Origin of the sequence: Streptomyces sp. NPDC001532 (assembly GCF_040298625.1) — a bacterium.
GTDB lineage: Bacteria > Actinomycetota > Actinomycetes > Streptomycetales > Streptomycetaceae > Streptomyces.
Window position 1 is genome coordinate 11906 of the sequence record NZ_JBEPAL010000043.1, and the last position, 18885, is coordinate 30790.

20 protein-coding genes and 1 riboswitch are annotated in these 18885 nt (G+C 72.4%); of the genes, 9 read left to right on the forward strand and 11 right to left on the reverse strand.

Translation table 11 applies throughout. From position 1 onward, the window contains the following. Positions 1 to 89: 89 nt before the first annotated feature. Positions 90 to 1439 (forward strand): D-alanyl-D-alanine carboxypeptidase family protein, encoded by a 1350-nt coding sequence (locus ABT232_RS30575; protein ID WP_351845779.1) that lies wholly within the window; start codon positions 90 to 92, stop codon positions 1437 to 1439. On the opposite strand, the gene ABT232_RS30580 is transcribed toward ABT232_RS30575, so the two are convergent. The 4 genes from ABT232_RS30580 to ABT232_RS30595 are packed head-to-tail and all read right to left on the reverse strand — an operon-like array spanning position 1393 to position 4364. Further along, entirely contained in the window at positions 1393 to 2298 is a 906-nt protein-coding gene (locus ABT232_RS30580; RefSeq protein WP_351845782.1) for a YihY/virulence factor BrkB family protein, read from the reverse strand. The genes ABT232_RS30575 and ABT232_RS30580 overlap by 47 nt on opposite strands. After that, positions 2286 to 2714: a GtrA family protein gene (locus tag ABT232_RS30585; RefSeq protein WP_351845784.1), complete on the reverse strand. Its 429-nt coding sequence runs from the start codon at positions 2712 to 2714 to the stop codon at positions 2286 to 2288. Before ABT232_RS30585 ends, ABT232_RS30580 begins: the two co-directional genes overlap by 13 nt. Continuing rightward, positions 2708 to 3820, reverse strand: a complete 1113-nt coding sequence (locus tag ABT232_RS30590; protein WP_351845787.1) for a decaprenyl-phosphate phosphoribosyltransferase — start codon at positions 3818 to 3820, stop codon at positions 2708 to 2710. The genes ABT232_RS30585 and ABT232_RS30590 overlap by 7 nt, the downstream gene beginning before the upstream one ends. Next, a complete protein-coding gene (locus ABT232_RS30595; RefSeq protein WP_351845789.1) occupies positions 3813 to 4364 on the reverse strand; it encodes a phosphatase PAP2 family protein in 552 nt (183 codons plus the stop codon). The genes ABT232_RS30590 and ABT232_RS30595 overlap by 8 nt, the downstream gene beginning before the upstream one ends. Before the next feature lie 133 nt (positions 4365 to 4497). On the opposite strand from ABT232_RS30595, the gene dprE1 reads away from it, so the two are divergent. Beyond that, positions 4498 to 5853 (forward strand): decaprenylphosphoryl-beta-D-ribose oxidase, encoded by a 1356-nt coding sequence (gene dprE1, locus ABT232_RS30600; RefSeq protein WP_351845792.1) that lies wholly within the window; start codon positions 4498 to 4500, stop codon positions 5851 to 5853. Positions 5854 to 5861: 8 nt separating this feature from the next. Then, on the forward strand, positions 5862 to 6617 hold the full coding sequence (gene dprE2 / locus ABT232_RS30605; protein ID WP_351845795.1) for a decaprenylphospho-beta-D-erythro-pentofuranosid-2-ulose 2-reductase: 756 nt from the start codon (positions 5862 to 5864) through the stop codon (positions 6615 to 6617). A 69-nt stretch (positions 6618 to 6686) separates the two neighbouring features. Here dprE2 and ABT232_RS30610 read toward each other — a convergent pair whose 3' ends face one another. Together ABT232_RS30610 and trpS are read right to left on the reverse strand one after the other, a co-directional pair. Then, the gene (locus ABT232_RS30610) at positions 6687 to 7268 is read right to left on the reverse strand and encodes a 2'-5' RNA ligase family protein (RefSeq protein WP_351845798.1); all 582 of its coding nucleotides are present in this window, start codon (positions 7266 to 7268) and stop codon (positions 6687 to 6689) included. Positions 7269 to 7505: 237 nt separating this feature from the next. Continuing rightward, on the reverse strand, positions 7506 to 8519 hold the full coding sequence (gene trpS / locus ABT232_RS30615; protein WP_351845801.1) for a tryptophan--tRNA ligase: 1014 nt from the start codon (positions 8517 to 8519) through the stop codon (positions 7506 to 7508). An 89-nt stretch (positions 8520 to 8608) separates the two neighbouring features. Between trpS and ABT232_RS30620 the strand changes: the two genes are divergently transcribed. From ABT232_RS30620 to ABT232_RS30630, 3 genes are all read left to right on the forward strand, one after another. After that, on the forward strand, positions 8609 to 9211 hold the full coding sequence (locus tag ABT232_RS30620; RefSeq protein WP_450871945.1) for an RNA polymerase sigma factor: 603 nt from the start codon (positions 8609 to 8611) through the stop codon (positions 9209 to 9211). Further along, positions 9204 to 10058 (forward strand): hypothetical protein, encoded by an 855-nt coding sequence (locus ABT232_RS30625; RefSeq protein ID WP_351845806.1) that lies wholly within the window; start codon positions 9204 to 9206, stop codon positions 10056 to 10058. The genes ABT232_RS30620 and ABT232_RS30625 overlap by 8 nt, the downstream gene beginning before the upstream one ends. Positions 10059 to 10183: 125 nt before the next feature. Next, on the forward strand, positions 10184 to 10846 hold the full coding sequence (locus ABT232_RS30630) for a hypothetical protein (RefSeq protein ID WP_351845807.1): 663 nt from the start codon (positions 10184 to 10186) through the stop codon (positions 10844 to 10846). Between the two features lie 40 nt (positions 10847 to 10886). Here ABT232_RS30630 and ABT232_RS30635 read toward each other — a convergent pair whose 3' ends face one another. Then, positions 10887 to 12341 carry a glycine hydroxymethyltransferase gene (locus ABT232_RS30635; protein ID WP_351845809.1) on the reverse strand — a complete coding sequence of 485 codons (1455 nt, stop codon included), beginning with the start codon at positions 12339 to 12341 and terminating at the stop codon, positions 10887 to 10889. Between the two features lie 33 nt (positions 12342 to 12374). Continuing rightward, a riboswitch (ZMP/ZTP riboswitch) is annotated at positions 12375 to 12464 on the reverse strand. A 104-nt stretch (positions 12465 to 12568) separates the two neighbouring features. On the opposite strand from ABT232_RS30635, the gene rocD reads away from it, so the two are divergent. Further along, entirely contained in the window at positions 12569 to 13774 is a 1206-nt protein-coding gene (gene rocD / locus ABT232_RS30640; protein ID WP_351845812.1) for an ornithine--oxo-acid transaminase, read from the forward strand. Between the two features lie 39 nt (positions 13775 to 13813). Here the strand turns inward: rocD and ABT232_RS30645 are convergent, their stop codons facing one another. The 3 genes from ABT232_RS30645 to pdxR form a co-directional block, all read right to left on the reverse strand. Further along, the gene (locus ABT232_RS30645) at positions 13814 to 14998 is read right to left on the reverse strand and encodes a glutathionylspermidine synthase family protein (protein WP_351845814.1); all 1185 of its coding nucleotides are present in this window, start codon (positions 14996 to 14998) and stop codon (positions 13814 to 13816) included. Positions 14999 to 15010: 12 nt separating this feature from the next. After that, entirely contained in the window at positions 15011 to 15364 is a 354-nt protein-coding gene (locus ABT232_RS30650; protein ID WP_351845817.1) for a hypothetical protein, read from the reverse strand. An 88-nt stretch (positions 15365 to 15452) separates the two neighbouring features. Beyond that, entirely contained in the window at positions 15453 to 16835 is a 1383-nt protein-coding gene (gene pdxR / locus ABT232_RS30655) for a MocR-like pyridoxine biosynthesis transcription factor PdxR (RefSeq protein WP_351845819.1), read from the reverse strand. A gap of 47 nt (positions 16836 to 16882) precedes the next feature. Here pdxR and ABT232_RS30660 point away from each other — a divergent pair, with 47 nt between their 5' ends. Further along, positions 16883 to 17482 (forward strand): carboxymuconolactone decarboxylase family protein, encoded by a 600-nt coding sequence (locus ABT232_RS30660; protein ID WP_351845822.1) that lies wholly within the window; start codon positions 16883 to 16885, stop codon positions 17480 to 17482. Next, on the forward strand, positions 17479 to 17928 hold the full coding sequence (locus ABT232_RS30665; protein WP_351845823.1) for a carboxymuconolactone decarboxylase family protein: 450 nt from the start codon (positions 17479 to 17481) through the stop codon (positions 17926 to 17928). The genes ABT232_RS30660 and ABT232_RS30665 overlap by 4 nt, the downstream gene beginning before the upstream one ends. A 3-nt stretch (positions 17929 to 17931) precedes the next feature. Here the strand turns inward: ABT232_RS30665 and ABT232_RS30670 are convergent, their stop codons facing one another. Then, entirely contained in the window at positions 17932 to 18885 is a 954-nt protein-coding gene (locus ABT232_RS30670) for an ABC transporter substrate-binding protein (protein WP_351845826.1), read from the reverse strand.

Genomic DNA, 18885 nt, shown 5'->3' on the forward strand with positions numbered 1-18885 from the left:
GTTCAGTATCGCCGCCGGGTGTCCGGTTCCTGGGCCGGGGTGGGGAGGGGGGCGGGACTTCCACAACGGCGCCCTGTACGTTCTCGCTCGTGCCCGCACCCAAGAAGACCGCCACGCGATCTCTGCTGCTCGCTTCCGCGACCCTGCTGACCCTCTCGCTGACCGCTCCCGCCGCTCTGGCGGCGCCGACCCCGAGCCCGTCGGCGAGCGCCACCCCCGGACCCGGCGCGAGCGCGAGTGCCAGTGCGAGTACGAGTGCGAGTCCGTCGGTCACTCCCCCGGCCGGCATGTCGACCGTCGGCGGCGAGCGGCTGGGGCAGCCGGGAACCCAGGTGAACCTCGCGTCCGGGGTGCCGGTGCTGCCGAAGGACGTCACCGCGCGGTCGTGGATCGTCGCCGACGCCGAGTCCGGCGAGGTGCTGGCCGCGCACAACGCGCACTGGCGGCTGGCGCCGGCCAGCACCCTGAAGATGCTGTTCGCCGACACCCTGCTGCCGAAGTACCCGAGCACCACGACGTACAAGGTCAAGCCGGAGGACCTGGCGGACGTCGGCGCCGGCTCCAGCATGGTCGGCATAAAGGAGGACGAGACCTACACGGTCCACGACCTGTGGCTGGGCGTCTTCCTGCGGTCCGGGAACGACGCCGTGCACGTGCTCTCCGCGATGAACGGCGGTGTCGAGAAGACCGTCGCCGAGATGAACGACCACGCCGAGGAGCTCCAGGCCCTCGACACCGAGGTGATGAGCCCCGACGGCTACGACGCCCCGGGCCAGGTCTCCTCCGCCTACGACCTGACGCTGTTCGCCCGCTCCGGGCTGCAGAAGAAGGACTTCCGGGAGTACTGCTCCACGCTGACCGCGAAGTTCCCCGGCGAGACGAAGAAGAACAAGAAGGGCAAGACGGTCCGCGAGTCCTTCGAGATCCAGAACACCAACCGGCTGCTCACCGGCGACTACGACATCTCGCAGTACCAGGGCATCGCGGGCGTCAAGAACGGCAACACCACCAACGCCGGAGCCACCTTCACCGGGGTCGCCGAACGCGACGGCAAGGTGCTGCTCGTCACGGTGATGAACCCGCAGAAGTCCGACCACAACGAGGTCTACAAGGAGACCGCGCGGCTCTTCGACTGGGGCTTCCAGGCCGCCGGCAAGGTGGAGCCGGTGGGTGAGCTGGTGCCGCCCAAGGGCGCCGCGCAGTCCGGCGCCCGGCCGGGTGCCACGGCCTCCGCCCCCTCGGGCGGCGGCGAGGCCGGGGGCGGCGCGGCCGGCGGGACCTCGGACCAGCCGGTGGCGAGCGCCCCGGCCGCCGGCGGCTCCACCGGCATGGGCATCGCGCTGGCGATCGCGGGCGGCCTGCTCCTGCTGCTGGGCGGGGGCGCGTTCCTGGTCAACCGCCGCTGGCCACTGCCGGATCTGGTACGCCGCCGACGGTGATCCCCTCCGCCTCCTTGCTGGGCGTCGCCGTCCAGGCGGCGCAGAACAGCACCAGCTTCGAGGTGAGGTTGATCCACAGCAGCAGGGCGACCGGCACGCCGAACGCGCCGTACATGCTCTTCGCGGCCACGCCCTGCATATAGCCGCTCAGCAGCAGCTTCAGCAGCTCGAAGCCGATCGCGCCGACCAGCGCGCCGACCACCAGCCGGTGCCGGGTCGGCTCGACGCCGGGCAGCAGGGTGAGGACGTACAGCAGGAGCAGGAAGGCCGCCAGGACGGCGACCGCGAACGCGGCGACCTGGAGCAGCGCGCTGCCCCAGCCCTGCTCCTCCAGGCCCAGCCCGCGGGAGGTCCAGCCGACGGCGGCCGAGGCGACCGTGGAGGCGCCGAGCGTGACCAGGACCGCGCCGCCGAGGCCGAGCAGGACACCGGCGTCCTTGGCCTTGTGCAGGAAAGGGTTGTCCTCCTCGTCCGGCAGCTCCCACACCGCGCGCAGGCACTCGCGGACCGAGCCGACCCAGCCGATGCCGGTGAACAGCAGCAGGGTGCCCGCGATGAGGCCGATGGTGCCGGCGTTGTCGACCAGGCCGCCGATGTTCAGCTGGTCCGAGATGCCGGGGATCTGCTCGGCGATCCTGTCCTCCAGCTCCTTCTGCTGACCTTCGCTGAGCGCGGCGGCGCCGATGGCGGCGGACACGGTCAGCAGCGGGAACAGCGCGACGAAGCTGGTGAACGTCATCGCCGCGGCCAGCTGCGTCCACTTCACGCGGTCCAGCCGTTCGTACGAGCGCCACGCGTGTGTGGTCATCAGCCGGGCGACCCATGGCCCCACCACAGGGAGCTGTTTCAGCCAGTCCATGATCCGACCCTCCCCTCGCTGCGGAAGACCCATGTACGGGTGCCCCAAAAGCGCAGGATCGTGGCAAGCGCCATGCCGATTCCCGCGCCGGACACGACATCCGCGCGCTGCGAGGTGAGACCGAGGCCGTAGTGGCTGACGGCGAGGCAGAGCACCTGCACGCCGGCGCCCGCGACGTTCACCGCGAGGAACACCGCGTACCGGCGCCAGCGGGCGCCCGCCGCCCGTCCCCGGTAGGTGCCGAGCGCGTTGCCCGCGTAGGCCACCGTGCAGCCCGCCAGGAAGGCGAGGCCCTTCGCGGTGAGCGGGTCCAGGGCGGCGGGGCCGCGCAGCCACAGGAACAGGGCCAGGTCGGCGGTGTAGGCGACGAGGCCGACGGCGGCGAAGGAGAGGAGTTCGCGGGGCGGGGTCACCAATTGGCGACCGCCAGACCGTACATGGCGAGCCAGACCAGACCGATGAGGGCGAGCGCGCGATCGCGCAGGACCACCTCCTCCGGTTCGCCCGCGGTGCCCCGGTCGGCGAACACGGCGTACCGCAGGATCGCCAGGATGAAGGCGACCATCGACAGCTGCCGCCACGGCAGCAGCCCGGTGTGCGGATCGCCGCCCTCCTCCAGCGCCCACAGGCAGTAGCCGAGCACGGCGACCCCGGCGGCCAGCTGCCACACGAAGCGGAGGTAGCCGGTGGTGTACTCGGTCAGCAACGCGCGCGTGGCGCCCGCTTTCCCGGCCAGCTGCACGGCCTCGGAGTACCGCTTCGCCGCGACCATGAACAGCGCCCCGAACCCGGTCGTGATCAGGAACCAGCGCGACAGCGGGATGCCGAGCGCCAGCCCGCCGACCATCGCCCGCATCAGGAACCCGGTGGTGACCACCACGAGGTCCACGACCAGGACGTGCTTGAGGCTGACGCAGTACGCCAGTTGCATGCCGATGTACGCGGTCAGCAGGGCCGCGACCACCGGTGACGTCAGCCACGCCGCGGCGGCCGGCGCCAGGACGGCGAGCCCGCCGCCGACCGCGTACGCGACCGGCACCGGGACCTGACCGGCGGCGACCGGCCGGTGCCGCTTGGTCGGATGCGCCCGGTCGGCCTCGGCGTCACGGGCGTCGTTGATCAGGTAGACCGCGGCGGCGCAGGCGGTGAACAGCGCGAACACCAGGCCGAGTTCCGCGAGGGCGTGCCGGGAGAAGAGCTGGCCGGCGGCGGCCGGAGCGGCGACGACCAGGATGTTCTTGACCCACTGCTTGGGCCGCGCGGTCCTGACCAGGCCGCCCAGGAGGGTCCCTGAGCGGGGTTGTTCGGCGTGGCGGGCGCGGGGGACGGCATCGGCGCGCACGCCGCCCGTGCGCCCTTCGTCCGTGTAAGTGCCGTCGGTGCGGGTGTTGTTGATGCGGGTGCCGTCGTTCTGGCTGTTGTCGGTACGGCTGTTGCCGGTATGGGCGTTGCCGGTGCGGCTGTTGCCGGTATGGGCGTTGTCGGTGCGGGTGCCGTTGGTCATGGGCGCGGCCTCAGTCATGTCCGGCCCCCGTCACATCGCACGCGCCGCCGAGCGCGCCCTGCCGGACCCAGCGCGCCCCGATACGCGCCGTGAACGCCCCCAGTGCCGCACCCGCCGCGACGTCCGAGGGGTAGTGGACGCCGACGACCAGGCGGGAGAGGCACATCGCGGCGGCGAGCGGCGGGACCGCCCGGGCGCCGAGGGTGCCGAGCGCGCCGTAGGCGACGGCCGCGGCGGCCGCGGACGTGGCGTGGGAACTCGGGAAGGAGTGCCGTCCGGCGGTGCGCACCAAGGGCTCGACATGCGCGGGGCGCGGACGGCGCACGATCCGTTTCACACCCATGCTGACGAGGTGCGCGCCCGCGGTGAGCGCCGTTCCACGCAACCAGGCGCCGCGCCGCGGGCCGTCCACAGCGGCTCCCGCGAGACCCGCCGCGAGCCAGAGCGCCCCGTGCTCACCGGCCCAGGACAGGGCCCGCGCGGCCGTGGCGACGCGCGGGTCGGAGCCGTAGGCCCGGAGCGCCGAAAGGATTCGGTGGTCCATGTCGTCGAGGTCGTCCATGTGGACTCACTGTTCACGTCCACCTGGCCGGAACTCCGGCAATATTGAGCGACATCCCATTAATCACCCATTTCGGGGAGGGATGGGATGTTTCCAGACTAAACACTTACATAGGGGCGATACGGTCACCGACATGCCTGCCGAGACAGTTTCCGTCACCGGGTGGGGCCGCACCGCGCCCACCACCGCCCGCCTGATCCGCCCCAGGTCCTACGAGGAGGCCGTGACCGCCGTCCGCGACTGCGGGGCCCGCGGGAGCATCCCCAGAGGCCTCGGACGGGCGTACGGCGACGCGGCGCAGAACGCCGGCGGATCGGTCCTCGACATGACCGGCCTGGACCGCATCCACGCGATCGACGTCGCGGCCGGCACCGTGCTGTGCGACGCGGGCGTCTCCCTGCACCGGCTGATGCAGGTGCTGCTGCCGCTCGGCTGGTTCGTGCCGGTGACGCCCGGCACCCGCTATGTGACGGTCGGCGGGGCGATCGGCGCCGACATCCACGGCAAGAACCACCATGTGTGCGGATCCTTCTCCCGCCATGTGCTGGCCCTGGAACTGCTCACGGCCGACGGCGGCATCCAGGACGTGCGCCGCGGCACCCCGCTGTTCGACGCGACCGCCGGCGGCATGGGCCTGACCGGCGTGATCCTCACCGCCACCCTCCAGCTCCAGCCGGTCGAGACCTCGCTGATGTCGGTCGACACCGAGCGGGCCACCGACCTCGACGACCTGATGGCCCGGCTGACCGCCACCGACCACCGCTACCGCTACTCGGTCGCCTGGATCGACCTCCTGGCCCGCGGCGCGGCCACCGGCCGCGCGGTGCTGACGCGCGGCGACCACGCCCCCCTGGAGGCGCTGCCCAAGCGCGCCCGGACCCGCCGCGACCCGCTCGCCTTCCGCCCCTCCCAGCTCCCGGCCGCGCCCGCCTTCCTGCCCGAGGGACTGCTCAGCCGGCGGACCGTGGGGCTGTTCAACGAGCTCTGGTACCGCAGGGCCCCGCGCGCGCGGGCCGGTGAACTCCAGAGGATCTCCGCCTTCTTCCACCCCCTGGACGGCGTGCCGCACTGGAACCGCGTCTACGGCCGCGGCGGCTTCGTGCAGTACCAGTTCGTCGTCGGACACGGCCGGGAAGAGGCCCTGCGCCGGATCGTGCGCCGGATCTCCGAACGCCGGTGCCCGTCCTTCCTGGCCGTCCTCAAACGCTTCGGGGAGGCCGACCCGGGCTGGCTCTCCTTCCCCGCCCCCGGCTGGACCCTGGCCCTCGACATCCCGGCCGGCCTGCCCGGCCTGGACGCCTTCCTCGACGAACTGGACGAGGAGGTGGCCGCCGCCGGCGGGCGCGTCTACCTCGCCAAGGACTCCCGGCTGCGGCCCGAACTGCTCGCCGCGATGTACCCGCGCCTGGACGACTTCCGCGCCCTGCGCGCGGAGCTGGACCCGCGCGGTGTGTTCGTTTCCGATCTCGCCCGTCGACTCACCCTTTAGGAGACGCCGTGAAGGACGCCTTCGGCCTCCCCCAGTCCCTGCTCGTCCTCGGCGGTACGTCCGAGATCGCGCTGGCCACCGCCCGCCGGCTGATCACCCGCCGCACCCGCACGGTCTGGCTGGCCGGCCGCCCCTCACCCGGCCTGGAGCGGGCCGCCGGGCAACTGCGCGCCCAGGGCGCCGACGTACGCACCGTCGCCTTCGACGCGCTCGACCCCGAGGCCCACGAGGCGGTCCTCGGCAAGGTCTTCGCCGAGGGCGACATCGACATGGTGCTGCTCGCCTTCGGCATCCTCGGCGACCAGGCGCGCGACGAACGCGAACCGGTCAACGCGGTGCGCGTGGCGCAGACCAACTACACCGGGGCGGTCTCGGCGGGCCTGGTCGCCGCGCGTGCCCTGCAGGCCCAGGGCCACGGCTCGCTGGTGGTGCTCTCCTCGGTCGCCGGCGAGCGCGCCCGCCGCTCGAACTTCATCTACGGCTCCAGCAAGGCGGGCCTGGACGCCTTCGCCCAGGGCCTCGGCGACGCGCTGCACGGCACCGGCGTCCACGTCATGGTCGTACGCCCCGGCTTCGTGCGGTCGAGGATGACGTCGGGCCTGGCCGAGCCGCCGCTGTCGACCACGCCGGAGGCCGTCGCCACGGCCATCGAGACGGGGCTGCGCCGCCGCTCGGAGACGGTGTGGGTGCCCGGAGCGCTCCGCCTGGCCATGTCCGCCCTGCGCCACGCGCCCCGCGCGGTGTTCCGGCGGCTGCCGATCTAGCTCCTCGGGGACCTGGATCGACGGCCACCCACCAGCCGGCCGCGTCACCAACCTGTCCGAACAACACACCTAGGCGCTGGGGATGGTGCCGCGCTCCACGGGTGCGGCCTGCGGGGGCACCACCGGGCCGCCGCCGAAGGTGAACTCGCGCAGCTTGCGCCAGACCCCGTCGGCGCCCTGCTCGTAGAGGGCGAAGCCGGTGCAGGACCACTCGGCCTCGTAGTCGGCCAGTTCGGCGTAGGCGCGGTCCATCGCCTCCTCGGCGATGCCGTGCGCCACGGTGACGTGCGGGTGGTACGGGAACTGCAGTTCGCGTGCCACCGGGCCGGAGGCGTCGCGGACCTGCTTCTGGAGCCAGGCGCAGGCCTCGGCGCCGTCGACGACCTGGACGTACACGACCGGCGACAGCGGACGGAAGGTGCCGGTGCCGGACAGCCGCATCCGGAACGCCCGCCCCGCGGCCGCGACCTCCCCGAGGTGCGCCTCGACGGCCGGCAGGGTGCTGTCGTCGACCTCGGTCGGCGGCAGCAGGGTGACATGCGTGGGGATGCCGTGAGCCGCGGCGTCGCCGAAGCCCGCGCGCCGCTCCTGGAGCTGGCTGCCGTGGGGCTCCGGGACCGCGATCGACACACCGATCGTTACGGTCCCCACGTCGTCTCCTGTCGTCGTGTCGGTACGTCTGTGCGGGCGCGGACGGCCGCGCGTGCGGCCGTCCGGCTATCGACTGTACGGCCACGGCCGGGCCGTGGGCAGGCGCAGCCGTAGTGATGTGCAGCGCTGTGCGTGGTGCGGACCGAGCCGTGATCTTCACGCACGACCCGCACGCGGCTCGGCACCCCGCCTCGTACGCGGCTCACGCCGTGCCGCGCACCCGGCTCGGTGCCCTGCTCAGTGCTTGGCCGGCAGGAAACCCACCCGGTCGTAGGCCTGCGCCAGCGTCTCCGCGGCGACGGCCCGGGCCTTCTCCGCGCCCTTGGCCAGGATCGAGTCCAGCGTCTCCGGGTCGTCCAGGTACTGCTGGGTGCGCTCCCGGAACGGCGTCACGAACTCGACCATGACCTCGGCGAGGTCCGTCTTGAGCGCACCGTAGCCCTTGCCGACGTACTTCTCCTCCAGTTCCGCGATTCCCGTCCCCGTGAGGGTCGAGTAGATCGTCAGGAGGTTGCTGACGCCGGGCTTGTGCTCCGAGTCGAAGCGGACGACCGTGTCGGTGTCGGTGACCGCGCTCTTGACCTTCTTGGCGGTGGTCCTCGGCTCGTCGAGCAGGTTGATGAGGCCCTTCGGCGTGGACGCCGACTTGCTCATCTTGATCGCCGGGTCCTGGAGGTCGTAGATCTTCGCCGTCTCCTTGAGGATGTACGGCTTCGGGACCTCGAACGTCGCGCCGAAGCGGCCGTTGAAGCGCTCGGCGAGGTCGCGGGTCAGCTCGATGTGCTGGCGCTGGTCCTCGCCGACCGGCACCTCGTTCGCCTGGTACAGCAGAATGTCGGCGACCTGGAGGATCGGGTACGTGAACAGGCCGACGGAGGCACGGTCGGCGCCCTGCTTGGCGGACTTGTCCTTGAACTGGGTCATGCGGGACGCCTCGCCGAAGCCGGTGAGGCAGTTCATGACCCAGCCGAGCTGCGCGTGCTCGGGGACGTGGCTCTGGACGAAGAGCGTGCAGCGCTCGGGGTCGAGGCCGGCCGCCAGCAGCTGCGCGACGGCGAGCCGGGTGTTGGCGCGCAGCTCCTTCGGATCCTGCGGGACCGTGATCGCGTGCAGGTCGACGACCATGTAGAAGGCGTCGTGGGACTCCTGCAGGGCCACCCACTGGCGGACGGCGCCGAGGTAGTTGCCGAGGTGGAACGAGCCTGCGGTGGGCTGGATTCCGGAGAGCACACGAGGTCGGTCAGAAGCCATGCTCACCATTCTCTCAGGTCCCGGGGGGCTGTCGGGAACTGGTCGGGAACAGGTGGGAACCGATCCGTCTCCGGCGGTGTAACAAGGGTGTGAGGACGCGGGAGGGGGGCCGCATCGTCGATGAGGCCGCGGTGATCGCACGCGTACGCGCCGGTGAGCCGGAGGCGTACGCGGAGCTGGTGCGGGCCCACACGGGCATCGCCCTGCGGGCGGCCGCCGCGCTCGGCGCGGGTGCGGACGCGGAGGACGTGGTGCAGCAGGCCTTCGTCAAGGCGTACTGCGCGCTGGGCCGGTTCAAGGACGGCGCGGCGTTCAAGCCGTGGCTGCTGTCGATCGTGGCCAATGAGACGAGGAACACAGTGCGGACGGCGGCGCGCCAGCGCACGCTCGCCGGCCGGGAGGCGGCGTACGCGGAGGCGGAGCCGCTGATACCGGAAGCGGCGGACCCCGCGGTGGCGACGCTGGAGAGCGAGCGCCGGGCGGCCCTGCTGGCGGCGCTGGAGCAGCTGAGCGAGGAGCATCGCCTGGTCGTCACCTACCGCTATCTGCTGGAGATGGACGAGCCGGAGACGGCCCAGGCTCTGGGCTGGCCCCGGGGCACGGTGAAGTCCCGGCTGAATCGCGCGCTGCGCAAGCTGGAGCGGCTGCTGCCCGGTTTCCGGCCTCGGGAAGGGGGTGACGAGCGTGGGTGAGGGAGCGGAGCCGTCGGAGCGCGGCCGTGCCGGCCGGCTGCCCGAGGAACTGCGGGCTCTCGGGCGGTCGATGGACGCGCCAAAGGGCGCGGGGCCGGAGTCGATGGTCGAGCGGGTGCTGGGGCAGATACTCGCCGAGCGGCTGCCGGTGCCCGAGCCCGAGCCGCGGGGCGTCGCCGAGCGGCTGCGGGCGGTGCGGCGGTGGACCCGGCCGCGGTGGCGTTCGCTGACGGCGACGCTGTGCGGGCTGCTGACCCTGCTGGCGCTCACTCCGCCGGTGCGGGCCGCGGTCGTCGACTGGTTCGCCTTCGGCGGGGTGGAGGTGCGGTACGACCCGTCGGCCACGCCGTCGGCCGGTGCCGAGGTGCCCGGCTGCGAGCGGCCGGTCTCCCTCGCGCAGGCGCGGCGGCGGGCCGGTTTCGAGCCCTTGATCCCGCCGGCGCTGGGCGCCCCGGACGCGGTGACGGTGACCGCCGGGCCGCGGGGCCGCGCGCTGGTGACCCTGTGCTGGCGCGAGCGGGACCGGATCGTGCGGTTGGACGAGCACCTGGCCCGCCTCGACGTGGGCTTCGTGAAGACGGTGCCCGAGCAGCCGCAGTGGGTGCCGCTGGACGGCACGGCCGGGCCGGGCGAGGTGGCGGATCCGGCGCTGTGGTTCCCGCGGCCGCATCTGCTGAGCCTGTGGCTGGTGGACGCGGACGGCGACCGTTTCACCCGCGAGCGCCGCCCGGCCGGGCCGACCCTGCTGTGGATGCGGGGCACCGGCCCGGACACGGTGACGCTGCGGCTGGAGGGCGTGGCGGCGAAGGACCGGGCGGTGGGGATCGCGAAGTCGCTCGAAAGGTGAGCCGCGAAAAGTGAGCCGCGAAAAGTGGGCGCGGGGTGGGAACCCCGGCGGGTCGGGCGGTGTACCAGAAGTGACACGCGGCGCGCGGGGCGGGCCGCACGGGGATCGCGGGCTTGGGGGTTCGGATGCGTGGACGGACGGAGCGGAGCAAGGGCCGCGGATGCCGGGCCGGGAGCGCGTCGGCGGCGCTGGGAGCGGTGCTGACGCTGGTGCTGTGGGGCGCGCCGCCCGCCTCGGCCGGCGGGCCGACGAGCGCGCTGCTGGTCTCGCCGCAGAGCGCGGAGGCGGCCTCGCTGGTCTACTCCGACGAGAGGTACGACGAGCTGAACCGGCTGCTCGGCCGGCCGGACGACGGCGGACCGGTCAGGACACCAAAGGCCGATCTGCACGGCACGCGGCAGATCAGCGTCACCTGGCTGCTGCATGACGTGGACCCCTGGCGGATGGACCAGGTCTATCCGGACGGCGCCTCCTCGGCAGTCTGGATCCACACGCAGTCGTACCTGCCGGAGGCGCCGGACGGCTACTGGCACCGCGCCGCGCAGCCGGCCGCACTGCGTGCGCTGCTGAAGGAGCTGGGTGTGATGGGCCCCAGGTCCGCGCGGGCCGGTGAGCTGCCCGCGTCGGGCCCGGCGGACGGCGACAGCGGCTGGAGCCGGGCGGTACCCGCGCTGGGCGCGGGGCTGGTCCTCGGGGCGGGGGGTTCGCTGCTGATACGCCGCGCGGCGGCCCGGCAGAACGCCGGACCGCCGCGGGTGGAGCCTCGCCAGGAGCTGATCGACCGGTGAGTCGTCGATCGGTGAGCCGTCGATCGGCCGCCGACCGGGATCAGCCGAGGTCGATCTCCGGGTAGAGCGGGAAGCCTGCCACGAGGTCGGTGGCGCGGTGGGAGATCTCGTCCGAGATCTTCGGGTCGAGCACATGGGCGGCCTTGGAGGGCGCACCGGACTTGGTGGTGCCGGCCTCGGTGGCGGTGAGGACGCGGTCGATGAGACCGGCGACCTCGTCCATCTCGGCGGTGCCCAGGCCGCGGGTGGTCAGGGCCGGGGTGCCGATGCGGATGCCGGAGGTGTACCAGGCGCCGTTGGGGTCGGCCGGGATCGCGTTGCGGTTGGTGACGATGCCCGATTCGAGCAGGGCGGCCTCGGCCTGGCGGCCGGTGAGGCCGTAGGAGGAGGCGACGTCGATCAGGTTGAGGTGGTTGTCGGTGCCGCCGGTGACCAGGGTGGCGCCGCGACGCATCAGGCCCTCGGCGAGGGCGCGGGAGTTGTCGACGATGCGCTGGGCGTAGTCACGGAAGGAGGGCTGACGGGCCTCGGCGAAGGCGACGGCCTTGGCGGCCATCACATGCGGGAGCGGGCCGCCGAGGACCATCGGGCAGCCGCGGTCGACCTGGTCCTTGAGGGAGTCGTCGCACAGGACCATGCCGCCGCGCGGGCCGCGCAGCGACTTGTGGGTGGTGGTTGTGACGATCTGGGCGTGCGGGACCGGGTCGAAGTCGCCGGTGAGCACCTTGCCGGCGACGAGACCGGCGAAGTGGGCCATGTCCACCATCAGGGTCGCGCCGACCTCGTCGGCGATCTCGCGCATGACGCGGAAGTTCACCAGACGGGGGTAGGCGGAGTAGCCGGCGACGATGATCAGCGGCTTGAACTCGCGGGCCTGGGCGCGCAGCGCCTCGTAGTCGATCAGGCCGGTGGTCGGGTCGGTGCCGTAGGAGCGCTGGTCGAACATCTTGCCGGAGATGTTCGGGCGGAAGCCGTGGGTGAGGTGACCGCCGGCGTCCAGGGACATGCCGAGCATCCGCTGGTTGCCGAAGGCGTGGCGCAGTTCGGCCCAGTCGGCGTCGGTGAGGTCGTTCATCTGGCGGACGCCGGCCTTCTCCAGGAAGGGCACCTCGACGCGGTCGGCGAGCACGGACCAGAAGGCGACGAGGTTGGCGTCGATGCCGGAGTGCGGCTGGACGTAGGCGTGGCGGGCGCCGAAGAGCTCCTTGGCGTGCTCGGCGGCCAGCGACTCGACGGTGTCGACGTTGCGACAGCCGGCGTAGAAGCGGCGGCCGATGGTGCCCTCGGCGTACTTGTCGCTGAACCAGTTGCCCATGGCCAGCAGGGTGGCCGGGGAGGCGTAGTTCTCGGAGGCGATCAGCTTGAGCATCTCGCGCTGGTCGGAAACCTCCTGGCCGATGGCGTCGGCCACACGCGGCTCGACGGCGCGGATCACGTCGAGGGCGGCACGGAAGGCGGTGGACTCGGTGGAGAGGGGAGCGGATGCGTCAGACATCAGGGGACCTCCGGACGTGGCGTTCGGCGTACACGGTTCGGCCCAGGCGCACGGCACAGTTTCCCGCAGGGCCGCTCCCCGATGGTCGGTCCCATCCCAAGCGCGCCAGTCACGGCCCGTGGTTCAGCCTACCGGGCGCGCCGGACGGCGAAGGTCCCGCGTCCACCATGCGAGCGAGGATAGGAAGGAGGGCGCTCCCATCTTCTGGTCCACCGTCTGGAGATGCCGTGACCGCTACGGAAGACCTCGTCGCCGCCGCCGAGGCGCACAGCGCGCACACCTATCACCCGTTGCCGGTGGTGGTCGCCACCGCTGAGGGGGCGTGGATGACCGATGTGGAGGGGCGCCGCTATCTGGATCTGCTGGCCGGTTACTCGGCGCTCAACTTCGGGCACGGCAACCGCCGGCTGATCGAGGCGGCGAAGGCACAGCTGGACCGGGTGACGCTGACGTCGCGGGCGTTCCACCACGACCGGTTCGCCGCGTTCTGCGCGCAGTTGGCGGAGCTGTGCGGGATGGAGATGGTGCTGCCGATGAACACCGGCGCGGAGGCGGTGGAGACGGCGGTGAAGACCGCCCGGAAGTGGGGCTACCGGGTCAAGAAGGTGCCGGCCGAGATGGCGAAGATCGTGGTGGCGGGCGGCAACTTCCACGGCCGGACCACCACCGTCATCAGCTTCTCCACCGATCCGGAGGCGCGGGCGGACTACGGGCCGTACACGCCGGGCTTCGAGATCGTGCCGTACGGGGATCTGACGGCGATGCGGGCGGCGCTCACGGAGAACACGGTCGCCGTGCTGATCGAGCCGATCCAGGGCGAGGCGGGGGTACTGGTGCCGCCGGCCGGTTATCTGCCGGCGGTGCGGGAGCTGACGCGGGAGCGGAACGTGCTGCTGATCGCGGACGAGATCCAGTCGGGTCTCGGGCGGACCGGGCGGACGTTCGCCTGTGAGCACGAGGGGGTGGTGCCGGACGCGTATGTGCTGGGCAAGGCGCTGGGCGGCGGGATCGTGCCGGTGTCGGCGGTGGTGTCGTCGGCCGAGGTGCTGGGGGTGTTCCGGCCCGGGGAGCACGGGTCGACGTTCGGCGGGAATCCGCTGGCGTGCGCGGTGGCGCTGGAGGTGATCGCGATGCTGCAGTCGGGCGAGTACCAGGCACGGTCGGCGGAGCTGGGCGAGCGGCTGCACCGCGAGTTGGCGGAGCTGACCGGGACGGGCCGGGTGACGCAGGTGCGCGGGCGGGGGCTGTGGGCGGGGGTGGACGTGCATCCGCGGTTCGGCACGGGGCGGGAGCTGTCCGAGAAGCTGATGGACCGGGGTGTGCTGGTGAAGGACACCCATGGCTCGACGATCCGGATCGCTCCGCCGCTGGTCATCGGCGAGGAGGATCTGGACTGGGGGCTGGCGCAGCTGCGGGCGGTGCTGGGCTTGTAGGCGCCGCCGATGCCGGCGCCCGCCCTCAGAGGATCGCGGTCAGAGGATCACGTGCGGCAGGAAGCGGGCGTACTCGTCCGTGATCAGGCCGGAGGACTCGCGGATGCCCAGGCCCGCGGACTCGTTCTCGACCACCCAGGCGCCGAGGACGACACGGTTGCCGTCGAAGTCGGGGAGGGGGGCCAGGGCCTGGTAGCAGCAGCGTTCGTCGCGCGGGACGGGGTCGGTGCCGGGCTCGTGGACGGTGACCCCGGCGCCTTCGCGGCCCAGCAGGGGCTTGGCGACGTAGCCCGTGGTGGCGGGGAGGTCGCGGGGGCCGTCGAGGTAGGCGGGGAGGAGGTTGGGGTGGCCGGGGTAGAGCTCCCAGAGGATGGCGAGGAGGGCCTTGTTGCTGAGCAGCATCTTCCAGGCGGGCTCGATCCACAGGGTGGTGCCGGTGCCGCCGCCGTTGTCCAGGGTGTCGAGGACGTGGTCGGCGAAGCGGTCGGTGGTCAGCCATTCCCAGGGGTAGAGCTTGAAGCAGCTGCGGATGAAGCGGAGCTGCTGGTCGACGAAGCGGCCTGAGAGCCGGTCCCAGCCGATCTCCTCCATGGAGATCCAGCTGGTGTCGAGGCCGGCCTGTTCGGCGGTCTCCTTGAGGTAGGCGACCGTCATCAGGTCCTCGCCGAGTTCGTCGGCGCTGGAGTGGGCGAAGTAGAGGGGGCTTCCCGGTGGGAGCAGGCGGGCCTGCTTCTTCCAGGCGTCGACGAGGCGTTCGTGGAGGGAGTTCCACTGGTCGGCGCCGGGGAAGCGTTCCTCCATCCAGAACCACTGGGGGGAGGCGGCCTCGACGAGGGAGGTGGGGGTGTCGGCGTTGTACTCCAGCAGCTTGGCCGGGCCGCGGCCGTCGTAGCGGAGGTCGAAGCGGCCGTAGACGGAGGGGAGTTCGGCGCGGCGGTGCCAGGCCTCGGCGACGGCCCGGGCGATGCGCGGGTCGGTGATGCCGAGGTCGGCGAAGCGGTCGGTGGTGACGATGTGGTCGGCCGCCGCCAGGCACATGCGGTGCAGTTCCTCGACGACTTCCTCCAGCGCCTCGACCTCGTCGAGGGAGAAGACGTAGTAGGCGCTCTCGTCCCAGTAGGGGCGCAGGGAGTCGTCGGGGTAGCGGGTGAGCGGGTAGATGAGCCCTTGTTCCTCGACGGTCTGCTGCCAGCCGGGGCGGGGCTCCGTGGTGCGGCGTTCCATGGCGCGGGCCGCTCAGCCGCCGCCGCTGCCGGAGCCGGAGCAGCCGAAGCCGCCGCGGTCGACGGCCTCGTCGCGGCTGAAGGTGCCGTAGTCGGCGTAGCCGCCGCTGACTTCGGCGTCGTAGTACCAGTCGGCGTCGACGCGGCTGCCGGAGGTCTTCCTGCCCTTGCCGGACGTGCCGGACGAGGAGCCGGACTTGCAGTTCTTGTCCGCGACGACCTTGTAGCCGTTGATGTAGTCGTAGCTGTCGCGGTCGACGCAGCGGCGGTCGGGGTCGGAGCCGCAGGAGGTGAGGGCCGCGGCGATCACACCCATTCCGCCGAGCACTACGGTGCTGGAGCGCAGCCGTCGCCGGGTCTCTGCCATGTCCGTGTTCTCCCCGTCGTCTCCCCGTGCGGTGCCCGCGGTGGGCGTCGGCCCGGAATCATACGGGTCCTGACTGAGCACGATCACCTCAGGGCAGGACGTTGCACAGGGCCTCCAAGGTTCCCGCCCATGCGTGGTCGGGCGGAGTGCCGTAGCCGACGACGAGGGCGTCGACGGGGCGGCCGGTGGCCGCGGGGTGGCGGTAGCGGGACAGACCGTGCACGGCGAGGCCCTGCCAGGCGGCGGCGCGGACCACGGGCTGTTCGGTGCCGGGCGGGAGTTGGAGCAGGGCGTGCAGTCCGGCCGCGATGCCGGTGACCGTCACCTCGGGGGCGCGTGCGGCGACGGCGGCGACGAGTGTGTCGCGGCGGCGCCGGTAGCGCAGCCGGGCGGCGCGGACATGACGGTCGTAGGCGCCGGAGGTGATGAACTCGGCGAGGGTCAGCTGGTCGAGGACGGCCACCGCTGAGCCGCCGAGTCCGCGCACCTCGTCCACCAGTGACGGTGGCAGCACCATCCAGCCCAGCCGGAGGCCGGGGGCGAGGGACTTGCTGGCGGTGCCCAGGTAGACGACGTGTTCGGGGTCGAGGTCCTGGAGGGCGCCGACGGGCTGGCGGTCGTAGCGGAACTCGCCGTCGTAGTCGTCCTCGAGGATCAGTCCGCCGGTGCGGCGGGCCCAGTCGACGACGGCGGCGCGGCGCTCGGGCCGCAGGGCCACGCCCATGGGGAACTGGTGGGAGGGGGTCAGCAGGACGGCGCCGGCCTCGTCGAGCCCGTCGACCTCGGTGCCCGCGGTGTCGAACGGCAGCGGCTCGGTCCGCAGGCCCGTCTGCTCGACCAGCCTCCAGTGCACGTCGAGGCCGTACGACTCCACGGCGAGGCCGGCCAGTCCGCGGGCGCGCAGCACCCGGGCGAGCAGCTGGAGGCCGTGGGCGAAGCCGGCGCTGATGACGATCCGGTCGGGGTCGGTGCGGACGCCGCGGGCCCGGGAGAGGTAGCCGGCGAGGGCGGTGCGCAGTTCGACGCGGCCGCGCGGGTCGCCGTAGTCGAGGGCGTCGTTCGGGGCCGTGGTCAGGGCGCGGCGGGCGGCCTTGAGCCACTGGCCGCGCGGGAAGGAGGCGAGGTCGGGGGTGCCGGGGACGAGGCTGTATGCGGGGCGGCCGGATCGGCTCGGCGTGCGGGCCGGGCGGTCGGCGGGTCGTGGCACCGCGCGGTCGGCGACCCGGGTGCCGGAGCCCTGGCGGGCGGTGAGCCAGCCCTCGGCGACCAGGTCGGCGTAGGCGCCGGCGACGGTGTTGCGGGCGAGACCGAGGTCGGCGGCGAGGGTGCGGGAGGAGGGCAGGCGGGTGCCGGGGGCGAGCCGGCCGGTGCGGACGGCGTCGCGCAGGGCGTCGGTGAGGCCGCGGCGCACTGCGCCGCCGGTCGGTTCGAGGTGCAGGTCGATGCCCAGGGTGGCCCACGGTTTCGCCATGGAAATGGACCATACGCCTGGGCCGCCAGGTTCCTAGGGTCGAGGACATGACGCACACGACGCCCACGACCACGACGGCGACCGACACCCCCGCCGCCACCGCTGCCCCCGCCTCCTCCCCTGCCTCGGCGCCCGCCACTGCCTCCACCTCCGGCTCCGGCTCCACCACGCAGTACGCCCCCGAGCCCACCGCCCGCCTGGACTGGGCCGCTCTGGCCCCCGAGGTCTTCAAGGCGATGGTCCGGCTCGACGCCGCCGCCCAGCAGGGCCTGGACCCGAAGCTGCGCGAGCTGGTGAAGATCCGGGCCTCGCAGCTCAACCACTGCGCGCTCTGCCTGGACATGCACAGCAAGGACGCGCTGGCGGCGGGCGAGAGCGCCGAGCGGATCATCCAGCTGAGCGCCTGGGAGGAGTCGCCGCACTTCTACACCGAGAAGGAGCTGGCGGCGCTGGAGCTGACCGAGGCCGTCACGGTGCTGACGGACGGGTTCGTCCCGGACGAGGTGTACGCGAAGGCGGCGAAGGTCTTCGAGGAGGCCGAGCTGGTCCAGCTGATCGCCTCCGTCACGGTGATCAACGCCTGGAACAGGTTCGGCGTGACCTGCCGCCGCGTGCCGGGCCACTACCAGCCGGGCGGCCACAAGTGACCGCACGCACCACGCACCTCGCCCCCGGCGTCCGAACCGCGATGCGGTCCTTGAGCGCCGCCGCGAGGCAGGGGCTCGGCGACCCGGTCCTCGCCGAACTGGTCCAGATCCGCGCCTCACAGCTCAACCGGTGCGCGTTCTGCCTGGACATGCATCTGGGGATCGCCCGCGAGCACGGGGTGGGCGAACGCCGCCTCGACCTCCTCGCGGTCTGGCAGGAGGCCGGGGACGACGTCTTCGACGCGCGCGAGCGGGCCGCGCTCGCGCTCACCGAGGCGGTCACCGTGCTCACCGACGGGTTCGTCCCGGACGAGGTGTACGAGAGGGCCGCCCGGCACTTCGACAGCACCGAACTGGCCCATCTCATCGCCCTGATCACCGTCGTCAACGGCTGGAACCGGCTCATGGTCAGCCGGCGCGTCCCGGCGGGGAGCACCGCGTGGTGACCGTCACGGCAGCCACGCCTTCCAGGTGGACCGGTGCCGCTCGGCCCACTTCCGCGCCGCCTCCTGCGGGTTGAGCTTCTGCTCGGCGATCATCAGGGCGACCTCGTTCTGGTCCTCGGTGGTCCACTTGAACTTCTTCAGGAAGGCCGCCGCCTCCCCGCCGTTCTCGGCGAAGTCGGTGTTGAGGTACTTGCGCAGCGGGGTGTGCGGATAGGCGCAGGCGACCTTCGCCGGGTCCGCGTCGCAGCCCTCCCGGTAGGCGGGCAGCTTCACCTCGGTCATGGGGACCTTGTCGAACAGCCACTGCGGCGAGTACCAGTACGTCAGGAAGGGCTTCTTCTCCTTGGCGAACTGCTTGATCTGGGTGATCTGCGCGGCCTCGGAGCCGGCGAAGACGACCTGGTAGTCCAGGCCGAGGTTCTGCACCAGCGCCTTGTCGTTGGTGACGTAGGACGGCGAGCCGTCCATCAGCTGGCCCTTGCCGCCGCTCTCCGCGGTGCGGAACTCGTCGGCGTACTTGTTCAGGTTCTTCCAGTCGGTGACGTCGGGGTGCCGCTTCGCGAAGTACGTGGGGACGTACCAGCCGATGTGTCCGGTCACGCCGAGCTCGCCGCCCGGCGTGATCGTCTTCTTGTCCTCGACGTACCGCTGTTCCTGCTCGGGGTGGCCCCAGTCCTCCAGCAGCGCGTCGACGCGGCCCTGGCTGAGGGCGTCCCAGGCGGGGATCTCGTCGACCTGGACGGTGTCGACGCGGTAGCCCAGCTCGTGCTCCAGCAGGTACTGGGCGACGGCCACGTTGGCCTGGGCGCCGACCCAGGACTGGACGGACAGGGTCACGCTCCTCGTGCCCTCGGCGTTCGCGAACGGCGAGGCCTGCCGGGTCATGTCGGCGGCGCCGCAGCCGGTCAGCAGCAGTGCGGACGCGCCGGCGGCCACGGAGGTGGTACGGAGTCGCAT